At 73.5% G+C, this 18290-nt stretch carries 13 protein-coding genes; 4 read left to right on the top strand and 9 right to left on the bottom strand.

Annotation, left to right across the window (positions count from 1 at the left end):
- Nucleotides 1-20 precede the first annotated feature (20 nt).
- From ACIPN7_RS02795 to ACIPN7_RS02770, 6 genes are all read right to left on the bottom strand, one after another.
- Nucleotides 21-4583: an ExeM/NucH family extracellular endonuclease gene (locus ACIPN7_RS02795; protein WP_400539140.1), complete on the bottom strand. Its 4563-nt coding sequence runs from the start codon at nucleotides 4581-4583 to the stop codon at nucleotides 21-23.
- 357 nt (nucleotides 4584-4940) lie between these two features.
- Nucleotides 4941-5357, bottom strand: a complete 417-nt coding sequence (locus tag ACIPN7_RS02790; RefSeq protein ID WP_400537765.1) for a sterol carrier family protein — start codon at nucleotides 5355-5357, stop codon at nucleotides 4941-4943.
- A gap of 132 nt (nucleotides 5358-5489) precedes the next feature.
- Entirely contained in the window at nucleotides 5490-7793 is a 2304-nt protein-coding gene (locus tag ACIPN7_RS02785) for an RNB domain-containing ribonuclease (RefSeq protein WP_400537763.1), read from the bottom strand.
- A 48-nt stretch (nucleotides 7794-7841) separates the two neighbouring features.
- A complete protein-coding gene (locus ACIPN7_RS02780) occupies nucleotides 7842-8804 on the bottom strand; it encodes an endonuclease/exonuclease/phosphatase family protein (RefSeq protein WP_400537761.1) in 963 nt (320 codons plus the stop codon).
- Nucleotides 8805-8879: 75 nt separating this feature from the next.
- Nucleotides 8880-11219 carry a phosphoribosylformylglycinamidine synthase subunit PurL gene (purL, locus tag ACIPN7_RS02775; protein WP_400537759.1) on the bottom strand — a complete coding sequence of 780 codons (2340 nt, stop codon included), beginning with the start codon at nucleotides 11217-11219 and terminating at the stop codon, nucleotides 8880-8882.
- A gap of 131 nt (nucleotides 11220-11350) precedes the next feature.
- On the bottom strand, nucleotides 11351-12232 hold the full coding sequence (locus tag ACIPN7_RS02770; RefSeq protein ID WP_400537757.1) for a family 16 glycosylhydrolase: 882 nt from the start codon (nucleotides 12230-12232) through the stop codon (nucleotides 11351-11353).
- A gap of 177 nt (nucleotides 12233-12409) precedes the next feature.
- Here ACIPN7_RS02770 and ACIPN7_RS02765 point away from each other — a divergent pair, with 177 nt between their 5' ends.
- A complete protein-coding gene (locus ACIPN7_RS02765; RefSeq protein ID WP_400537755.1) occupies nucleotides 12410-13330 on the top strand; it encodes an EamA family transporter in 921 nt (306 codons plus the stop codon).
- A 3-nt stretch (nucleotides 13331-13333) separates the two neighbouring features.
- Here the strand turns inward: ACIPN7_RS02765 and ACIPN7_RS02760 are convergent, their stop codons facing one another.
- Both ACIPN7_RS02760 and ACIPN7_RS02755 read right to left on the bottom strand, forming a co-directional pair.
- Nucleotides 13334-13837, bottom strand: a complete 504-nt coding sequence (locus ACIPN7_RS02760; RefSeq protein WP_400537753.1) for a GNAT family N-acetyltransferase — start codon at nucleotides 13835-13837, stop codon at nucleotides 13334-13336.
- Nucleotides 13834-14397, bottom strand: a complete 564-nt coding sequence (locus ACIPN7_RS02755) for a hypothetical protein (protein WP_400537751.1) — start codon at nucleotides 14395-14397, stop codon at nucleotides 13834-13836. The genes ACIPN7_RS02760 and ACIPN7_RS02755 overlap by 4 nt, the downstream gene beginning before the upstream one ends.
- Before the next feature lie 217 nt (nucleotides 14398-14614).
- Between ACIPN7_RS02755 and ACIPN7_RS02750 the strand changes: the two genes are divergently transcribed.
- From ACIPN7_RS02750 to ACIPN7_RS02740, 3 genes are all read left to right on the top strand, one after another.
- On the top strand, nucleotides 14615-15718 hold the full coding sequence (locus ACIPN7_RS02750) for a sensor histidine kinase (protein ID WP_400537749.1): 1104 nt from the start codon (nucleotides 14615-14617) through the stop codon (nucleotides 15716-15718).
- The gene (locus ACIPN7_RS02745) at nucleotides 15715-16365 is read left to right on the top strand and encodes a response regulator (RefSeq protein WP_400537747.1); all 651 of its coding nucleotides are present in this window, start codon (nucleotides 15715-15717) and stop codon (nucleotides 16363-16365) included. Before ACIPN7_RS02750 ends, ACIPN7_RS02745 begins: the two co-directional genes overlap by 4 nt.
- Nucleotides 16366-16451: 86 nt before the next feature.
- Nucleotides 16452-17639: a T6SS immunity protein Tdi1 domain-containing protein gene (locus tag ACIPN7_RS02740; RefSeq protein WP_400537745.1), complete on the top strand. Its 1188-nt coding sequence runs from the start codon at nucleotides 16452-16454 to the stop codon at nucleotides 17637-17639.
- Here the strand turns inward: ACIPN7_RS02740 and ACIPN7_RS02735 are convergent.
- A complete protein-coding gene (locus tag ACIPN7_RS02735) occupies nucleotides 17605-18261 on the bottom strand; it encodes a hypothetical protein (protein ID WP_400537743.1) in 657 nt (218 codons plus the stop codon). The genes ACIPN7_RS02740 and ACIPN7_RS02735 overlap by 35 nt on opposite strands.
- Nucleotides 18262-18290 lie beyond the last annotated feature (29 nt).

Here is an 18290-nt window from a genome sequence, read left to right as displayed (position 1 = left end):
AGTTCTACCTCGCCCTGGTTCTACTTCGGCGAGATCAGCTTCCAGGGGCTGTGCTTCCCGAAGCCCGGGATCTGGAGGATCGTCGGCCGGGTCGCCTCGTAGACCTTGCCCTTGTAGGAGACGGTGTCACCCCACCAGTAGAGCTTCCACGGCACCCACGCGGGAGCCTCGGGCTCCTCGGGCTCCGCGGCCTCGACGGTGATCGGCAGCCGGGCCGTGGTGCCCGACGGCGACGCCTGCACCACGAGCTGGTACTGCCCCGCCGCCGTGTTCGCCGGGATGGTGACCGACGTCGATGTCGCGCCGTTCGTCACCGTGCCGGCGCCGAGGGAGACGCCGTCCGCGGGCGCGCCGCCCGACGGGACCAGGAACGTCTCGACACCCGTGTTCTGCGGCGCGCCGAGCGAGGTCAGGTTCAGGCCGGACAGGCCGACCGTCGTCGCCGCGCCCGCCTGGACCGTGCCCGGCAGGGCCGAGGCCACCGTGCGGGTGCGGGCGAAGCTCGGCGTGACCGGGGACGAGTCCTTCAGGTACGTGATCCAGGCGTCACGGTCCACCAGACCCGAGTCGCGACCGTCCGTGCCCCCGGTGAAGGCCCGGAAGTTGTCCCCGCCCGAGATCAGGAACGAGAACGTCGCGATGCGGTACTCCGCCGCGGGGTCCACCGGCACGCCGTCGATCGTGATCGACGAGACGTTGTCGCCCGGCGTCGCGTTCGGGTCGGCCGTGGTCGTGGTGTACGACACGTTGTCGGACAGCCCCAGCGCCAGGTACGGGCGCGACGGCCGGTTGCCGTTGGCGTCCGTCTGCCACTGCTCCTCGAGCAGGGTGTCGAGCTGCGCACCCGTGAGCGTGATCGTCCACAGGTTGTTGACGAACGGCAGCACCGCGTTGGCCTCGGCGTAGGTGATGATCCCGTCCTCGCCGAAGTAGAGCTCGTTGCGCAGGCCGCCGGGGTTCACGACGCCGATGTCGGCGCCGCCCCGCTCGTCGGCGGAGAGCGAGTCACGCAGCGAGTTCGCCACGAGGTTGCCGAGCGCCGACTCCGACGCACGGTCGTCCCGGTTGCCGCCGGCGTAGCCGCCGTCGGTGTACGAGCCGCCCGCGAACGCCGTGGTCACGTCAGCCGTCACCTTGCCGACCGGCTGCGCGCCGATCTCCTCGGCCTCGGCCAGCGCGGCGTCCACGATCGAGTCGACCTCGGCGACCGCCGGGTACGTCGCGATCAGCTCGGCGGCCGGGGTGGCCGTGCGCGCCACGTTCTCGACCGCGTAGTCGGTGACGTCGAACGTCTCCGTGTCCACGGTGAGGGAGACGTGCCCCAGGAACTCGCCGTAGTTGCCGGTCTGGATGATCGGCCGGGTCTCCCCCTCCGCACCCGGGACCGGGGCGTCCCACGCGTACTGCTTGTGCGTGTGGCCGGTGAAGATGGCCGCGACGCGCGGGTCGGTCTGCTGCACCAGGTCGGCGAACGGACCGCCGGCGGCGATCTCCTCCTCCAGCGTGGCGCCGTCGGGCGTGCCCGCGCTCGCGCCGTCGTGCGCGAGAGCCACGACCACGTCCGCCTCGCCGTTCGCGGCGTCGCCGTCGAGCAGCTCGTCGGTGACGCGGTTCAGCGCCTCGACCGGGTCGCCGAACTCCAGGCCCTCGATGCCCGAGGGCGTGACCAGCGTGGGGGTCTCCTCGGTGACCACGCCGACGAAGCCGACGTCGACACCGTTCACCGGGACCACCTGGTACTCGGGCAGGGCGGGCTCCCCCGTCGCCTCGTCGTAGACGTTGGCGCCGAGGTAGTCCCAGTCGGCGGCGTCGGTGACGCGGCCGGTGAGGTCGGACATGCCCTGGTCGAACTCGTGGTTGCCCACGGCCGAGGTCTTCAGGCCGAGCGCGTTCAGCACGTCGATCGTGGGCTGGTCCTGCTGCAGCGCGGACGCGAACAACGAGGCGCCGATGTTGTCGCCCGCCGAGACGAACGCGGTGCCCTCGGGGTTCTGCGCCCGCAGCTCCTCCACGGTGCCCGCGAAGTTCACCGTGTTGGTGTCGATGCGGCCGTGGAAGTCGTTGATGGCCACGAGGTCCAGGTCCACCGAGCCGGGCTCGGTCGTGGTGTCGCCCAGGTCAAGACCGACCAGGACGGGGTCGTGGTCGGACGACCGGAAGGGCGTCTCGTCGTAGAGGATCGTCGCGTTGTAGTTGTAGCGGCTGTACTCGTTCGCCACCGGCTCGTACGCGTTGATGTTCCAGATGTCCGTACCGGACACGGCCTCGGCCGCGGCCGGGGAGGCCAGCACGTGGTCGAGCGAGCCGACCATGCCGTCGAAGTTGTACGAGTACTCGCCCGTGGTGGGGCCGAGGTCGGTGTACCCGGCCTCGGTGAGGACCTCGATCGGGTCCTCCTGCTCGTACGAGTTGAAGTCACCGACCAGCAGGACCTTGTCGGTCCCGGCCGCGGCGGCCTGGTTCTCGGCGAACGCCACGAGGGACGTCGCCTGGCGGGTGCGGGACTCGTTCGAGGCGCCCTGCCCGTCGCCCTGGTCGGCGTCGCCGGGCCACGGTCCGGCGGAGCCCTTCGACTTGAAGTGGTTGGCGATCACCACGACGTCGTCACCGGCGCCGGCGGCGCCGTCCGCGGGCTGGAACGTCTGGGCCAGCGGCTGACGGGCGTTCTGGAACGCCTCGTCGCCGACGAGGATCGTCGAGTCACCGACCGGCTCCGCGGTGGCGGTCCGGTAGATGAAGGCGTTGCGGATGACGTCCTCGGCGTCGGGCACCTCGGCCGGGGAGGCCACGTAGGCCCACGTGCCGGCGCCCTCTGCGGCGTTCAGCGCGTCCACCAGGTCGCCCAGGGCCTGGTCACGGGGACCACCCAGGGAGGCGGTGTTCTCGATCTCCAGCAGCGCGACGACGTCCGCGCCGAGCGCCGAGATCGCCGCGACGATCTTGGTCTGCTGCCGCTGCAGGTCCTCCTCCTCGGCCGCGCCGCGGGCGTCGCAGCCGCCCGAGACGGTGACCGGATCACCCGCGCGGTCCGTGTAGTAGGTGCAGCCCGTGAGCTCGTCGCCCGTGGTGCTGAAGTAGTTCAGCACGTTGAACGTCGCGACCTCCAGGTCGCCGCCCACCTCGGCAGGCGCGCCCTCGCGGGTGTTCTCGAAGGTCGCGGGCTGCACGGCGTCGGCGACGTCCGGCGTCAGGTGCGACGTCGGCTGGAAGCTCCACGCGTCGAACCGGTAGTCCAGCACGACCGGACGCGTGAACGTGACGGCCGCGCCCACCCGCAGCGGCGCGCCGCCGGTCAGGTAGGGCAGCGGCTTCGACTTGTTCGCGGTCGAGTTGTAGTTCGTGGACGAGCCGTCGTCGAGCAGCACGGCGCGCGCCGCGTTGTCCGCGACCTGCGCGTCGTACTCCGCCGAGCCGGGGCGCCCCGCCGTGGTGGGCTGCACCAGCGGGCTGTCGCCGGCCGCCAGCCCGACCGTGCCGTAGTAGTTGGTGTCGTAGTTGTCCGTCACCGTGAACTCGCCCTGCGGCGCGAGCAGCATGCCCTCGAGCGCCTCGCGGCCGGCCGCGGTGGCGGGCCAGGCGGTCACGGTCGGCTCGACCGTCGCGGGCTCGTCCAGGACGCTCCAGCCGCCCGACGACGGCGTGAGCTCCGTGAGGCCGTTGAACTCCGACACGACGCCGGTGACCTCCACGTGGTCGCCCGCCGAGAGGTCGGCTGCGGCCGCCGCCGAGAACACGAAGACGGCGTCCGACGCGCCGGGCGCCGGGTCCGCACCGCCGCCGGTACCGGCGGTCTGCAGGTAGAGGCCGTTGAAGCCACCCGTCGGGTAGACGGCGGTGACGACGCCCTGCGTCGTGACCGTGTCGCCGACCAGCGGGCTGGTGTCACCGGTGCCCTGGATCTCGGCGATCGGGGTGACCTCGCCGGGTTCGGTCGGCACGGACGGGCTGGGGCTGGGCTCGGGCTCGGAGCCCTCGCCGTTGGTGGGGGTCACCTCGGCGCCGAACACGAAGTCCGCCGAGTTGTCGCCCGCGTCGCCCGTGCGCTCCAGCGACCCGACCACGCCGGTGCCCTGGCCGGCCGGGCCCTGGGCGGTCTCGAACGTGTCGGCGGTGCCGTAGCCGAGCAGGTCGACGACGCCCGCGGCACCCTCGGCCGGCACGGCGCCCTTGGCGGGCGTGACGGCGGTGGCCTGCGATGCGAGCGCGATGACGCCCGCCGTGCCGCTCAGGTTGAGGCTGCCGACGGCGTCGGGCGTGGGGAGGGGCTCTCCGTTGGCCGCGTTCGAGGCGCCCTGCACCAGGTAGTGGCCGCCGGCGGCGATGGTGCCGCTCAGCGCGGTGACGCCGGAGAACGACGCGCCCGTCGCGGACTTGTACTGGACCGACCAGCCGTCGACGCTGACCGGCTCGTCCGTCGGGTTGTACAGCTCCACGAACTTGTTGCGGTACGGCTGGCCGGAGCTGCCGCCCACGAGGTAGGCCTCGCTGATGACGACGTGCCCGGAGTCCGGGCCGTCCGCGGTGGCCGTGGGCGCGGCGACGGCCGCCGTCGCGGGCACGGTGAGCGCCGCGGAGAGTGCCACGGCGACGGCGGCTCGCCCACGGGTTCGGGGGTGCGGTCGCGGGGACCGGAGCGTGCTGGGTCTCACGCTGACTCCTTCTGCAATAGCCGACCGAGGGCCGGGCTGGAGTGCACTGCTGCTGGACGACGTGCTCGGCGGCATCGCCGCGGCCGGGCGCGCGTCAGTTGCGCAGGCGGTCCGGCACGAGCGGCACCAACCAATCACTGCCTCGTGAACCGGCGGTTACGGTCGGGCACCCGCCGGGAAAACTGAGGTCCCGGCACCGGGTGAACCTGCCCGCGGCCGAGCCACGAGATCGACGCGAGGCTAGCGGGTGTCACCGACATCGCTGCCCGGTACACGCCGCCGGCGCACGGTTCACCCGGATACGGCCGGAGACCCCGGCTCGCCGCCCGACCCGGACGCCGCCCGGCGTCCGGCGGTCAGCGGCAGCAGGTGCGAGATGTCGGAGCGGTCGCCCGAGGCGCGCACCCGTCCGTCCGCGACGACGTCCGCCCAGGTGACGGTGCCCGTGGCCAGGCCGAGCCAGGTCTCCGGGTCGGTCTCGACGACGTTCGGCGGGGTGCCGCGCGTGTGCCGGGGCCCGGCCACGACCTGCACCGCGCCGGCGGGCGGCACGCGCACCTCGACGGAGTTCCCCGGTGCGACCTCGGCCAGCTCCTCCAGCGTGAACCGCACGGCCGTCGTCACGTCCTTGCGCTCTGCCTCGCCCCGGGCCCAGACGGCGACGGCGGCGCGCCCGGCCACCGGGTCGGTCCGGCGCCGCGGGGGCACTACCGCACCACCGGGAGGTCGCCGGGCCGGGTCCGGACGTCCTCGCCCGCCACGTCGTCGAGGACAGCGCCCGCGCGCCAGGCGACACCAGGAACAGCGTTGGTCATGGGGTCAGTATGGCCGACCGTCGCCTCAGTACCGGTACACGTCGGGCGTCGGGCCCTCGACCGCGAGCAGGTCCGCCGCCACCACCATCGGCAGCTCGCGCGAGGACACGGACGGGAACCTCGCGACCTGCACGACGCGCGGCAGGCCGCCCGTCCGCACCGCCGGCACGGGCTGCGACCGCGGCCCGGCGGCCGGCGAGTGCCGCGGCCAGGGTTCCGACAGCGGCATCTCGTCGCGGACCTGGGGCCGGACCGGGCGGCTGATCGGCGGGTAGTCCGCACGCCGCACGCGGCGGGGGACCTCGGACACCGTCGGCCGGAAAGCGGGCGGCTGCGGCTGCGGCGGTGCGGGCTCGGGACGAGGCTGCGGTGTCGGACGCGGCCGTGGGACCGGGCGGGGCTGCGGGCTGGGGCTCGGCTCCGGCCGCTGCCACGGGTCGGTGCCCACCACCCGCTCCGGCTCAGGCTCCGACCAGCGCCGGCGCTCCGCCCGCGACCGGAGCTGCGGCGCGGGGCGGGGCTGCGGTTCGGACAGCGGCTGCGGTTGGGGCAGTGGCCCAGGCGAGAGCAGGGGCCCGGGCGAGAGCAGGGGTTCGGGCGAGACCAGGCGCTCCGGGCGCGGCTCCGCCTGCGAGCGCCGCGCCTGCCGCGGCTCCACGGCCGCCTCGGGCACGGGGGCCGCCCCGTCGCCCGGCGCCGCGAACGGCGTCGGGGCGGCGGCCGGGCCGCTCGTGCCCGCCGAGGCGCGCCGGGCTGCACGCCGTCCGCCCCGCTCGGGCGCGCCGGCCGCTCCGGCAGCTCCGGCCGTTCCGGCGCGGTGCTCCCCACGGCCGGCGGTGTTCGCCGCCCGGCCGGCCAGCGGACCGCCGAGCGTGAACGTCACGCGCCGCTCGGCCACGTCGGCCTCGGCGAGCTGGACCCGCACCTCGTCGCCCAGGGGCAGAGCGGGACCCACCACGCGCGCCCGCACCGCCGGGTCGCGCAGCACGACCTCACCACGCTGCAGCTCCTTGTCCTGCTCGTCGACGTCGACCACCACGCCGTCGAACTCCTCGCCCAGGCGGTCCGCGAGGAGCGACGCCTCGACGATGTCCACGCACTCGCGCTCGAACGACGAGGCGCGGCGGCCGGTCTCGGCCATGACGCCGGGCAGGGCGGGCAGCGCCTCCAGCACCCACGGGGGCACGGGGGTGCCGGCGGAGACGGCAAGACAGACCTCGGTCGCGTACCGGTCCACGAGCCGGCGCAGCGGCGCCGTGACGTGGGCGTAGTCGGCGGCGATGGCGGCGTGCCGGGTGTTCTCGGGCGTCGGCACGACGGCGCCGTCGGGCCCCGGCATGCCGAAGGCGACGTAGCCGGCCCCGCGGAAGAGCGTGGTCGCCTCGTTGAGGAACGCCGCGTGCTCGGGGATGCGCGAGACGAGCGTGGGGACGAGTCGCGCGTACGGGAGGTCGTCCGGCCAGTCGATGCCGAGCGCGCGGGCGGTGCGGTGCAGCCGGGCCAGGTCGCGCGGGTCGGCCTCCGGGAGGGTGCGCAGGATGCCCACGCCCGCCTCGCGCATGAGGTGCGCGGCTGCGATGCCCGTGAGCAGCGAGATCTGCGCGTTCCACTCCTCGACCGGGAGGTTGCGCCGGAACGACAGCGTGTAGGTGCCGTCCTCGCGCCGCTCCACCTCCTGCTCGGGAACCGACAGCGAGACGCCGCCGCGTGCGAGCTCCAGCGACTGGCGGAGGCGGCCGACGTCGGCCAGGAGCTGCAACGACTCGCTCGCCGTGCCCGCGTCGAGGGTCGACTGCACCTCGGCGTAGGTGAGCCGCTCCCGGCTGCGCACGTAGGCGCGCTCCAGCGCGGCGCCCTTGATGATGCCGCGCGCGTCGAGGGTCACCGTCCACAGCACGGCCGGACGGTCCTCCTCGGGCAGCAGGCTCGCCGCGCCCTCGGACAGGACCTTCGGGTGGAGCGGCGTGCGGGCGTCCGGCCCGTAGACGGTCATGCCGCGCCGGTGCACCTCCCCGTCGATCGCACCGCCCGGGACCACGAACGCGCCCAGGTCCGCGATGGCGTAGTGCACCACGTAGCCCTCGCCGGACTGCTCCACGTGGACCGCCTGGTCCAGGTCCTTGGAACCGGGCGGGTCGATGGTGACGAACGCGATGTCGCGGCGGTCGGTCCGGCCGGCGGAGACGTCGTGCCCGGCGACCGCGAGGGCCTCCTCGAGCACGTCCTGCGGGAACATCGCGGGCAGGCCGACCTCGGCGCGAAGAGCCGCGAGGGCACCACTCACGTCGTCGGGAGCAGCGGGCGCGAGGCGCATCTGACGGGTGGGCACAACTGCGAACATAAGCCGGTTCCGCGCTCCCCGCGCGGTGTCGCTGTGCTATTCGACGACGACGGTCGCCACCAGCGCGCGGTGGTCGGTCCCGGGGACCTGCATGGACACGACGTCGGAGACGGGCATGTCCTTCTCCACCACCACGTGGTCCAGGGCGAAGAGCGCCGGCACCCGGCTGCCCTCCGGCCAGGTCACGGTCGGACCCGCACCCCACTCGCGGGTCGCGTCCACGAAGCGCGAGCCGAGCAGGTCGCGGAACGTCGCGTGGTCGTAGCCGGCGTTGAAGTCGCCGGCCAGGATCTGCGGCGTCTCGTCCCCGTGGACCTTCTCCGTGAGCTCGACGAGCTCGGTGCGCCAGGTGGTGACGTCCTCCGGCATGGGCGGGTACGGGTGCACCACGGTGACGCGGACGTCGGTGCCGCCCACGTCGACCAGGGCCGACGGCATCGCGAAGGTGGTGCCGCTCATCTGCTCCACGTCGGTCAGCTCGGTGGTCGACCAGAGCCCGCTGCCCGCAGGGGTGTCCTCGGCGGGGACGGTGAAGCTGTGCGACAGCAGCTCGTCGAGGCCGGCGTCCGCGAGGGCCCGCTCGAAGTCGGGCGTGAGCTCCTGGACCGCGAGCACCTCGACGTTCTGGGACTCCACGAGCCCCACCACGGTCTCCGCGTCGGCCCGCCCGTACAGGGCGTTCACCGTCATGACCCGCAGCGTGCCCGCGTCGTCCGGGTCGGCCGCCGTGGACGTCTCCGGCGGCATGAAGAAGGGCACCATCCAGAACAGGAAGCCCGCGAACGAGAGCCCGAGCAGCGAGGTCAGCACCCAGCGCCGCGAGAACAGCGCGACGATCAGCAGCGGCAGCGTCGCGAGCGTGGCCCACGGCGTGAACGCGACGAGCTGGGGCAGGGGCACCACGTTGTCGAACGGGAGCACCCTGGCGAGCGCCACGAGGAGCAGGGGGATCGCGATGATCCAGAGCACGAGGGAGATGAGGCCACGGACAAATCGCACCCCCGGACCCTATCGGCTGCCCGGAAGAGCCTTGACCAGCCGACAGATCTCAGCGGCTGGTCAAGGCTCCTCGGATCAGCCGAAGATGCGCGGGAGGGTTCCCTCGTGGGCCGTGCGGGCCTCGTCGAGCGGGAGCTCGAAGTGGCCCTCGACCACCACGGCGTCGCCGCCGGTGGTGCCCAGGCGGAGCACCGGCACGCCGGCGTCCTCGGCCAGGTGGGTCAGCTCGCCCTCGTGCTCCGGGTCGACGGCGACGACCACGCGGCCCGTCGACTCCGAGAACAGCGCCACGAACGGGTCCACCTTGTCGCGGCCCGTCACGCCCTCGAGCGCCACCGACGCGCCCACGCCGAACCGCAGCGAGGCCTCGATCAGCGTCTGGACGAGGCCGCCCTCGGACAGGTCGTGCGCGGCGGCGGCGAGGCCGCCGCGCCGCGCCTCGACGAGCGCCGAGGCCAGCGCCTTCTCGGCGGCCAGGTCCACCTGCGGGGGCACGCCACCGAGGTGCGAGTGCACGACGTCGGCCCACGCCGAGCCGTCGAGCTCGTCGCGCGTGGTGCCGAGCAGGAGGAGGGACAGCCCCTCGGTCTGCCAGCCGGACGAGAGCGCGGTGCTCACGTCGTCGAGCACGCCGAGCACGCCGACCACGGGGGTCGGGTGGATCGACGAGTCGATCTGGCCCGGCTCGCCCGTGCCGTTGTAGAGGGAGACGTTGCCGCCGGTGACCGGGACCCCGAGCTCCTGGCAGGCGTCCGCGAGACCCTCGATCGCCTCGACGAGCTGCCACATCGAGTCCGGGTGCTCCGGCGAGCCGAAGTTCAGGCAGTCCGTCACGGCCAGCGGCTCGGCGCCGGCCGTGGCGACGTTCCGGTAGGCCTCGGCGAGCGCCAGCGCCGCACCCGCGCGCGGGTCGAGCTTGCCGTACCGGCCGTTCGCGTCGGTCGCGAGCGCGACGCCGAGGCCCGTGGTCTCGTCGACGCGCACGACGCCGCCGTCGTCGGGCTGGGCGAGCGCCGTGTTGCCCTGGACGAAGCGGTCGTACTGGTTGGTGACCCACGCCTTGGAGGCGAGGTTGGGCGAGGCGAGCAGCGCCAGCGCGGTCTCCCGCAGCTCGGGGCCGGACGCCGGCCGGGCGAGGCCCGCGGCGGTCGTCGTGTCGGCCTGGAGGCCGTCCTGCCAGGCCGGACGGGCGTAGGGCCGGTGGTACACGGGCCCCTCGTGCGCCACGGTCTTGGGGTCGACGTCCACGATCCGCTGGCCGTGGTGGTCGATCGTGAGACGGCCGGAGCCGTTGACCTCGCCGATGACGGCGGTCTCGACCTCCCACTTGCCCGTGATCGCGAGGAACGCGTCGAGCTGGTCGGGCCGCACGACGGCCATCATGCGCTCCTGCGACTCCGACATGAGGATCTCGCCGGCGTTCAGCGTGGGGTCGCGCAGCAGCACGTCGTCGAGGTCCACGTGCATGCCGCCGTCACCGTTGGAGGCGAGCTCCGAGGTGGCGCAGGAGATGCCGGCGGCGCCGAGGTCCTGGATGCCCTCGACGACCTTGGCCGAGAACAGCTCGAGGCAGCACTCGATGAGCACCTTCTCCATGAAGGGGTCGCCCACCTGGACGCTAGGGCGCTTGGCGGGGACGCCGTCCTCGAACGTCTCGGACGCGAGGATCGAGGCGCCGCCGATGCCGTCGCCGCCCGTGCGGGCGCCGAACAGCACGACCTTGTTGCCGAGGCCGGTCGCGTTGGCGAGGTGGATGTCCTCGTGCCGCAGCACGCCCAGGCAGAGGGCGTTGACCAGCGGGTTGCCCTGGTAGGAGCCGTCGAAGACGAGCTCGCCGCCGATGTTCGGCAGGCCGAGGGAGTTGCCGTAGCCGCCCACACCCGAGACGACGCCGTGCACGACGCGCGCGGTGTCGGGGTGGTCGACGGCGCCGAAGCGCAGCTGGTCCATAACGGCGACGGGGCGTGCGCCCATCGAGATGATGTCGCGGACGATGCCGCCCACACCGGTCGCAGCGCCCTGGTAGGGCTCGACGAACGACGGGTGGTTGTGCGACTCGACCTTGAAGGTGACGGCCCAGCCGTCGCCGATGTCGACGACGCCGGCGTTCTCACCGATGCCGACGAGGAGGTGCTCCTTCATCTCGTCGGTCACCTTCTCGCCGAACTTGCTCAGGTGCACCTTCGACGACTTGTACGAGCAGTGCTCGCTCCACATCACGGAGTACATCGCGAGCTCGGCCGCGGTGGGGCGGCGGCCCAGGATGTCCTTGATGCGCTGGTACTCGTCCTCCTTGAGTCCGAGCTCGCCGTACGGCTGCACCTCGTCAGGGGTGGCTGCGGCGGCCTCGACCGTGTCCAGTCTCGGAACGGCGGGAGTCGGGCGGGAGGGTGCCTGGGACGCGGGCGCGGTCATGTAGTTCCTCGCGTGCGGGGTAGGTTTCTGGGCGCCGGAGCGCCCCGCCAGTCTACGACGTGGGCCCACCACCACGTGTCAGACGCACAGGTCCCTCCTGTGACCTGTACGTCTGACACCTGATGAGCGGGTCAGCCCTGGTCGTAGACGCGCACGTAGTCGACGACCATCTGCTGCGGGAACTGCGTGGTGCCGTCGGGGTAGCCGGGCCAGTTGCCGCCCACCGCGACGTTCAGCAGCATGAAGAACGGCTGGTCGAAGACCCACGGGTTGCCGCCGGTGTCCGCCGTGGTGCGGGTCTGGTAGACGTTCCCGTCGACCGACCAGGTGATGCGGCCGGGCGCCCGGTCCACCGCGAAGGTGTGGAAGTCGTCGGCGAAGGACCAGCCCTGCGGGTGGGTGTACGCCGCGCCGATCCCGCTACCGCCGGAGTAGCCGGGGCCGTGGATCGTGCCGTGCACCATGTGCGGCTCGAAGCCCACGTTCTCCATGATGTCGATCTCGCCCGAGTCGGGCCACGGGACGCCGGAGTCGATCTGGCCGCCGAGCATCCAGAAGGCGGGCCAGATGCCCTGGCCCCGGGGGATCTTGATCCGGGCCTCGACGCGGCCGTAGGTGGGCTCCACCTTGCCGGCGGTGGTCAGGCGTGCCGACGTGTACCCGCCGTTCCCGTCCTGGCGGGCCGTGATGACGAGGTTCCCGTTCCCGTCCAGGGCCGAGTTGTCGCGCGAGCTCGTGTAGTTCTGCAGCTCGTTGTTGCCCCAGCCGCCCGCACCCGTCTCCTGGTTCCAGCTGGCCGGGTTGGGGGCGCTGCCCGCGGCGCCGTCGAACTCGTCCGACCAGGTCAGGGCGCCGACGGCGGCGGGCGCGACGTCCTGCGCGGACGGGGCGGAACCGCCGTCGGGCACCTTCTGCGTCGCCGCGGAGGCGACGAGCGAGGTGGACAGGACCAGGGTCAGGGCGGCGGTCGCCGTGACAGTGCTGCGGATGGTGCGGTGTCTGGTGGTACGCATCGGTCGCTCCTTCGCGAACATGTGTCTCCCGTTGCCCGCGACGCTACTTTTCACCCGCTCGGTGGAACAAGATCGGGAAAGTACGTAGTCACGGCCCGGCCACCGTTCAGCGCCGCTGAACAATCAGCCAGCGATACGCGATGGACGCACCGGGTCGGCGCGGCCGACGATGACGCCATGCCCCTGCGCCACTCGCTCCTCGCCGTGCTCGTCATGATCATCTGGGGCACCAACTTCCTCGCGATCGACATCGGCGTCGACGACGTGCCGCCCGTGCTCTTCCTCGCGATCCGTTTCGTGGTGGTGCTGGTCCCCGCGATCTTCCTGGTCCCCCGTCCGGCGGTGCCGATGAAGGACGTGCTGGTGGTCGGGCTGTTCCTCAGCCTCGGCCAGTTCGCGCTCATGTACACCGCGATCTGGCTCGACATGCCGCCCGGCCTCGCCTCGCTCGTGCTCCAGGCGCAGGTGGTCCTCACGGTCCTGTTCGCGAGCGTCGCGCTCCGCGAGCGCCCGACGCCGCCGCAGCTCGTGGGCGTGCTGCTCGGCGCGGTGGGGCTCGTGATCGTCGGGCTGGGCAGGTCGGCCGCGACGCCGGGCCTCGCGTTCCTGCTCACGCTCGGGGCCGCGGCGTCGTGGGCCACGGGCAACGTGATCGTCCGGCGCCTGGGTGCGGCGACGCAGGCGACCGGCGCCCGGCCGACGCCGCTGGCCGGCCTGTCCATGACGGTGTGGTCGGCGCTCGTGGTCCCCGTGCCGATGCTCGCGCTCGCGCTCGTGCTGGACGGGCCCGCCGCCGTCGGGTACTCGCTGACGCACCCGACCTGGGCCGCCGTGCTGTCCACCCTCTACACGGCGTGGCTCGCGAGCCTCGTGGGCTACGGCATCTGGAACACGCTGCTGGCGCGGCACCGGGCGAGCGCGGTGGTGCCGTTCACCATGTTGGTGCCGGTGTTCGGCATGACGGCGGCCTGGCTGGCGCAGGGCGAGGTGCCGAACACGGCCGAGGTCGGCGGCGGGGTGCTGCTCCTGCTCGGGGTGGCGATCACGTCGGGGCTGCTGCGGTGGCCGGGCAGGCCGCGGTCTGGCGCGGGCGCCTAGCCGCTACAGGTCGAGCGTGTAGCAGAGCAGGTCCACGCCGGGCACGGGGGTCCAGTCCCGGGCGGGGTCGCGCGTGAAGCCGAGCCGCTCGTAGAGGCGGTGCGAGCCGTGCGCGACGGTGTTGGTGGAGAGCACGACGCGTCGCGTCCCGGCGTCGCGGCCGCCCGCGGCCCGGGCGAGGCACTCCCGCATCAGCGCGGTCCCGGCGCCCCGGCCCTGCGCGTCCGGGGAGACGCCGAGCATGCGGATCTCCGCTTCGCCGTCCCGCGCGATGTCGGCCATGGGGCCACCACGCGGCACGTACGTCACCGCGCCGACCACCACGCCGTCGTCGAGCGCGACGATGACGTCGGACGCCGCCGCCCGGCCGGCGACGTCGTGCAGGACGTTCCGGTAGAAGACGGAGTCCGGGGCCTCGAGCTGCCCGTCCGCGGCGAACGCCGCCGCGACTATCTTCCCGACAACCTCGTACTCCGCGGGATCCGCGTTGCGTACCTCGATGCTCATGCGGAAACGGTAGGCCGCGCCTCTGACACTCCGGTGGGCACGCGCCGCGCCTGCCCCCGCACCCGACCCCAGGGCTTGTACACGGACAGCACGGTGGCCACCGCGAGCGCCGTGAGCGACACCGCGGGCGGGAAGACGAGGAACGAGAGGTCCGTGGCCGGGACCTGGCCGGCCTCGATCGCGCCGCCGGCCGCGCCGACGTCGGGCATGCCGGGCCGCAGGGCCACGAGGATCAGGGTGCACAGCACCAGGTTCGTCACGAGCTTGACGGCCACCCACCAGTAGCGCACCAGCCCCCACTTGGTCGCGAGGCCGAGGAGCACGCCGGAGGCGAGGCAGACCAGCGCCGAGACCAGCATGGGGGTCACCACGAACTCGGCGAGGGCGCGCAGGGCGAGCCCGCGGACGGCGTCCGAACCGCCGCCGAGCCCGGTCCCGGCGAGCACCGCGACGAGCACGTCGACGCCGATCCACGCACCCGCCGACACGATGTGCACGGTGAGCACGGCCTTCCGTACGCGCGGCGGCAGCGACATTGTGGCCGATCCCCTGCGACTCATGATCCCGTCCCTCTCCCTGGGCGCCCGGTCGGCGCCCACCTGCCCAGCGTCCCGGCCGAGCCCCGGTCCCGGATCGGCCGTGGGGCGGCATCCGCGCTGCGCTCTCCGGCGTCGACGGACGGCCCGGCCTACGCCCCACGACGTACGCCGGGCTACGACCCGTAGGGGGTGACGCGGCGTCCGGCGTCGGACACAGTGGGGCTGGAGGTGAGGAGACATGGGAAAGCTGCGCCTGGTCGACGTGGGCGTGAGCGCGGCGCTGACGGCGCTCGTGCTCGTGAGCCTGCCGTTCCTGGACGGCTCGTCCGCGGTGGACCGGCCCGTCGACGCGCTCGGCTACACCCTGGCGGTCGCCGCGGCGGCCGGGACGCTGTTCCGGACGCGTTGGCCGGTGCCCACGCTGGGCGTGGTCACGGCCGTCACCGTCGGCTACCTGCTGCTCGCCTTCCCGTACGGCCCGGTGATGCTGTGCCTGGCGGTCGCGGTCTACTCCCTTGCCCGACGCCGCCCGCTCCGCCCCGCCCTGGTCTGGGCGGCGGCGACCCTCGTCCTCCTCGTGATCCCGGTGTTCACACACCCGGCGGGGCTGGGCGTCCCCGCCGGCCTCGTGCCCGCGAGCGCCTTCGTGGCGGTGCCCTTCAGCATCGGCGTGGCCCGGCGCACGTGGGACGAGGCACGGTCGGCGCGGCACGCCGCCGCGGAGCAGCAGGCCCGCGACGACGAGCGGCTGCGGCTCGCGCACGAGGTGCACGACGTGGTGGGGCACGGGCTCGCCGCCATCCAGATGCAGGCCGACATCGCGCTCCACCTGGGCCGGCCCGACGACGCGACCGCCGCCCTCGGGGCGATCTCCCGGGCCGCGAACGAGGCACTGACCGAGCTGCGCACCACGCTGGCGGACGTCCGGCCCGACTCCGGCGCCGGCCCCGAGCGCGCGCCGACCGCGGGGCTCGCCAACCTGGAGGTGCTCGCGCAGCGCGTCCGGTCCGCGGGGGTCGCGGTGGACCTCGCGGTCATCGGCACGCCCAGGACCCTGCCCGACGCCGTCGACCTCGCCGCCTACCGGGTGCTCCAGGAGTCGCTGACCAACGTGGTCAAGCACGGGGCCGGCGCGGCCGCGCGCGTCGAGGTGGCGTACGAGCCGGACGCCGTCCGGCTGGCGGTGTGCAACCCGCGCCCGTCCGGTACCGCGTTCGTCGCGGGGTTCGGCATCACCGGGATGCGGCACCGTGTCGAGACCCTGGGCGGGCGGCTCGACGCCGGTCCCGTCGACGAGTCGTTCGAGGTGCGGGCGGCGCTGCCCGCGGGAGGTGTCGCATGATCTCGGTGCTGCTGGTGGACGACCAGGACCTGGTCCGCATGGGCCTGCGCGCGCTCATCGCGGGCGAGGCGGACACGACGGTCGCGGGCGAGGCCGCCGACGGCATCGCCGCCGTGGCCGAGGCCCGGCGCCTGCGGCCGGACGTGGTGCTGATGGACATCCGGATGCCCGGCATCGACGGCATCGAGGCGACGCGGCGCATCGCCGAGGACCCCGACCTGGCCGCGACGCGCGTGGTGGTGCTGACGACGTTCGAGCACGACCAGTACGTCGTCGACGGGCTGCGCGCCGGGGCGAGCGGGTTCCTGCTCAAGAACACGCCGCCGGCGGAGCTCGTCACCGCGATCCGCACGGTGCACGACGGCGGGGCGCTGCTCGCGCCGTCGGCCACCCGGACCCTCATCCGGGAGTTCACCGCGGCGTCGCCGCGCGCACTGGAACCGCACCCGCGGATCGGCGACCTCACGGGACGCGAGCGCGAGGTGGTGGGCCTCGTCGCGCAGGGGATGAGCAACCACGAGATCGCCGAGGAGCTGGTGCTCAGCCCGGCCACCGCCCGCACGCACGTGTCGCGCGCGATGATCAAGCTCGCGGCGCGCGACCGGGCCCAGCTCGTGGTGTTCGCCTATCAGTCGGGCCTGGCCTGAGTGTCTCCGGCGCCGCGTGTTAAGGGTGAAACAAAGATGTCACGTGGGGGTTCCCGACGTTTACCCGATAGTGGTTTCATTCGGACATGAAGCTGCTCCGGACTTTCCCGAAGGTTGCCTTCGAGTTCGGGCTGGCCTCGTGGCACTGGATGGGGATCCGCGAACAGACCCCGCGCTTCGCCACCTGCTTCGGCGACATCTTCCTGGAGTCGCTGGACGGGTGGTGGTTCCTGGACACGGTCGAGGGCACGCTCGAGCTGCGCTGGAACTCCGCCGTGACCATGTACGCGGAGCTGGAGTCGGCCGACGGGCGTGCCACGTACCTCATGGACGACCTGGTCCGTGACGCCCGCAGCCGCGGCATCCGGCTGGGTGAGGAGGACGTGTACACGTTCAACCCGCACCCCGCGCTCGGCGGCGAGCTGGGCGTGGACGGCCTCGGCACCATGCGCTTCGAGCTCGCCCTGAACTGGGTGGGGCAGATGCACGACCGCGTACGGCACAGCTCAGGCGAGATCCGCCTGCCCCCGATGCCCGACGACGGCCGGCGGGCCGCTCCGGCTCCGGCCGCCGAACCGTGGGACTCGTCGTGGTCGCACGACGAGACCTTCGACGTCCCGTTCGAGCAGTACCTGGCCACCACCACGTTCGCGGCGGTCTCGGCGCCGCGGCGGAACGACGACCATCCGTCGCTCCCGCCGACGCCCGGCCGGGAGGACGCGTTCGGCCAGGCCCCTTACGCCGCGCAGAGCCACTTCGGCGACCAGGCCTACGACTCCCCGAACCGTGCCGAACCCGCCTACGGCGGCCGGCACGGCGACACCCGGGACGACGGCGCCCAGCCGTACCAGACGCCCGGTGCCCTGGACCGGCCGTGGACGCCGGAGTCCCCGGCCGCGCCCCTCTGGACAGGACAGACGGAGTCCGCGCAGCCCTGGCTGGAACCGCACCAGCCCGCGCAGCCGGCGACGCCGCCCGGGGGCTACGACGCCCCGTACGACCAGGACTACCCGGCCGCTCCCGGGTACGGCACGGGCACGTCCGGCGAGCAGCCGGGCGCTACGTACGGCCAGCAGCACTGGGCCCCGTACGACACCGCGCAGGACACCGGTCAGGGCACTGCCCAGGGCGGCGGTCAGGAGCAGCCGGGGCAGGCCGCGCCGGTGTGGGACGCCCCGGCCTGGGGCGGCCAGGCACCCGCCGGTGGCCAGCAGCAGAACCGGCACACCGACGAGGCCTTCACGGCGTGGGACGACCTGTGGGGAAGGCACTGACCCGCTGACGCCGGGACCGGTGCTCGGCGGGCGCCGCGACCTGCGGCTCGGCCCGCACGGGACGCAGCCGCCGCTCACGCTCGGCTCGCGCCACCAGGCTCAGCTCACCGGGCGTCGTGGTGCGCGCGTGCTTGAGGAGGCGGGTCTCCAGGGCCACCCGGTTGCCCCGCCGCAGCCCGTCCGTGTACCCGAGGATCGTCTGCGCGTGCGCGTGCGTGATGTGCCCTCCGCGCAGCGCGGCCAGCGTCCGCGGGTGCTCGTGCACCAGCGCCCGGGACTCCTCGATGAGCGCGACCGCCGAGCTCTCCGGCACCCGGAGCGCCGTGGCGAGCCGCTCGACGAGCTCGGGCGCCAGGCCCGCGAGATCGTCGGCCTCGACCTCGGGGGCGTCGAACAGGTCGGGCTGGTCGGCCACCCACTCCCGGACCGACTCCATCAGCACGGCGCGGGAGGCCGCGAGCGAGGAGAGCAGGGAGTCGATCGCCGCCACGGCGTCGACCGCCTCGGAAAGGTTCGCGAAACCGCTCGCGAACCCCGACTCGCGCGGCGCGGACGCACCACGCGGAGACTGGTCCGGCACGTCGGCCGGACCGCGAGTCACCAGCACATTGTTCGAACGCATGTTCTAACTGTAGAGGGTGAGGTCGAGAC

It is taken from the genome of Promicromonospora sp. NPDC090134 (genome assembly GCF_044746965.1).
In the GTDB taxonomy this organism is placed as follows: domain Bacteria; phylum Actinomycetota; class Actinomycetes; order Actinomycetales; family Cellulomonadaceae; genus Promicromonospora.
This window is presented reverse-complemented; position numbering and strand designations above follow the sequence as displayed.

What these genes read in the sequence shown, in the direction of transcription:
- ACIPN7_RS02745 (WP_400537747.1), top strand. Translation starts at nt 15,715, where the DNA reads ATGATCTCGGTGCTGCTGGTGGACGACCAGGACCTGGTCCGCATGGGC.
- ACIPN7_RS02760 (WP_400537753.1), bottom strand. Translation starts at nt 13,837, where the DNA reads ATGAGCATCGAGGTACGCAACGCGGATCCCGCGGAGTACGAGGTTGTC.
- ACIPN7_RS02735 (WP_400537743.1), bottom strand. Translation starts at nt 18,261, where the DNA reads ATGCGTTCGAACAATGTGCTGGTGACTCGCGGTCCGGCCGACGTGCCG.
- ACIPN7_RS02755 (WP_400537751.1), bottom strand. Translation starts at nt 14,397, where the DNA reads ATGAGTCGCAGGGGATCGGCCACAATGTCGCTGCCGCCGCGCGTACGG.
- purL (WP_400537759.1), bottom strand. Translation starts at nt 11,219, where the DNA reads ATGACCGCGCCCGCGTCCCAGGCACCCTCCCGCCCGACTCCCGCCGTT.
- ACIPN7_RS02750 (WP_400537749.1), top strand. Translation starts at nt 14,615, where the DNA reads ATGGGAAAGCTGCGCCTGGTCGACGTGGGCGTGAGCGCGGCGCTGACG.
- ACIPN7_RS02765 (WP_400537755.1), top strand. Translation starts at nt 12,410, where the DNA reads ATGCCCCTGCGCCACTCGCTCCTCGCCGTGCTCGTCATGATCATCTGG.
- ACIPN7_RS02740 (WP_400537745.1), top strand. Translation starts at nt 16,452, where the DNA reads ATGAAGCTGCTCCGGACTTTCCCGAAGGTTGCCTTCGAGTTCGGGCTG.
- ACIPN7_RS02770 (WP_400537757.1), bottom strand. Translation starts at nt 12,232, where the DNA reads ATGCGTACCACCAGACACCGCACCATCCGCAGCACTGTCACGGCGACC.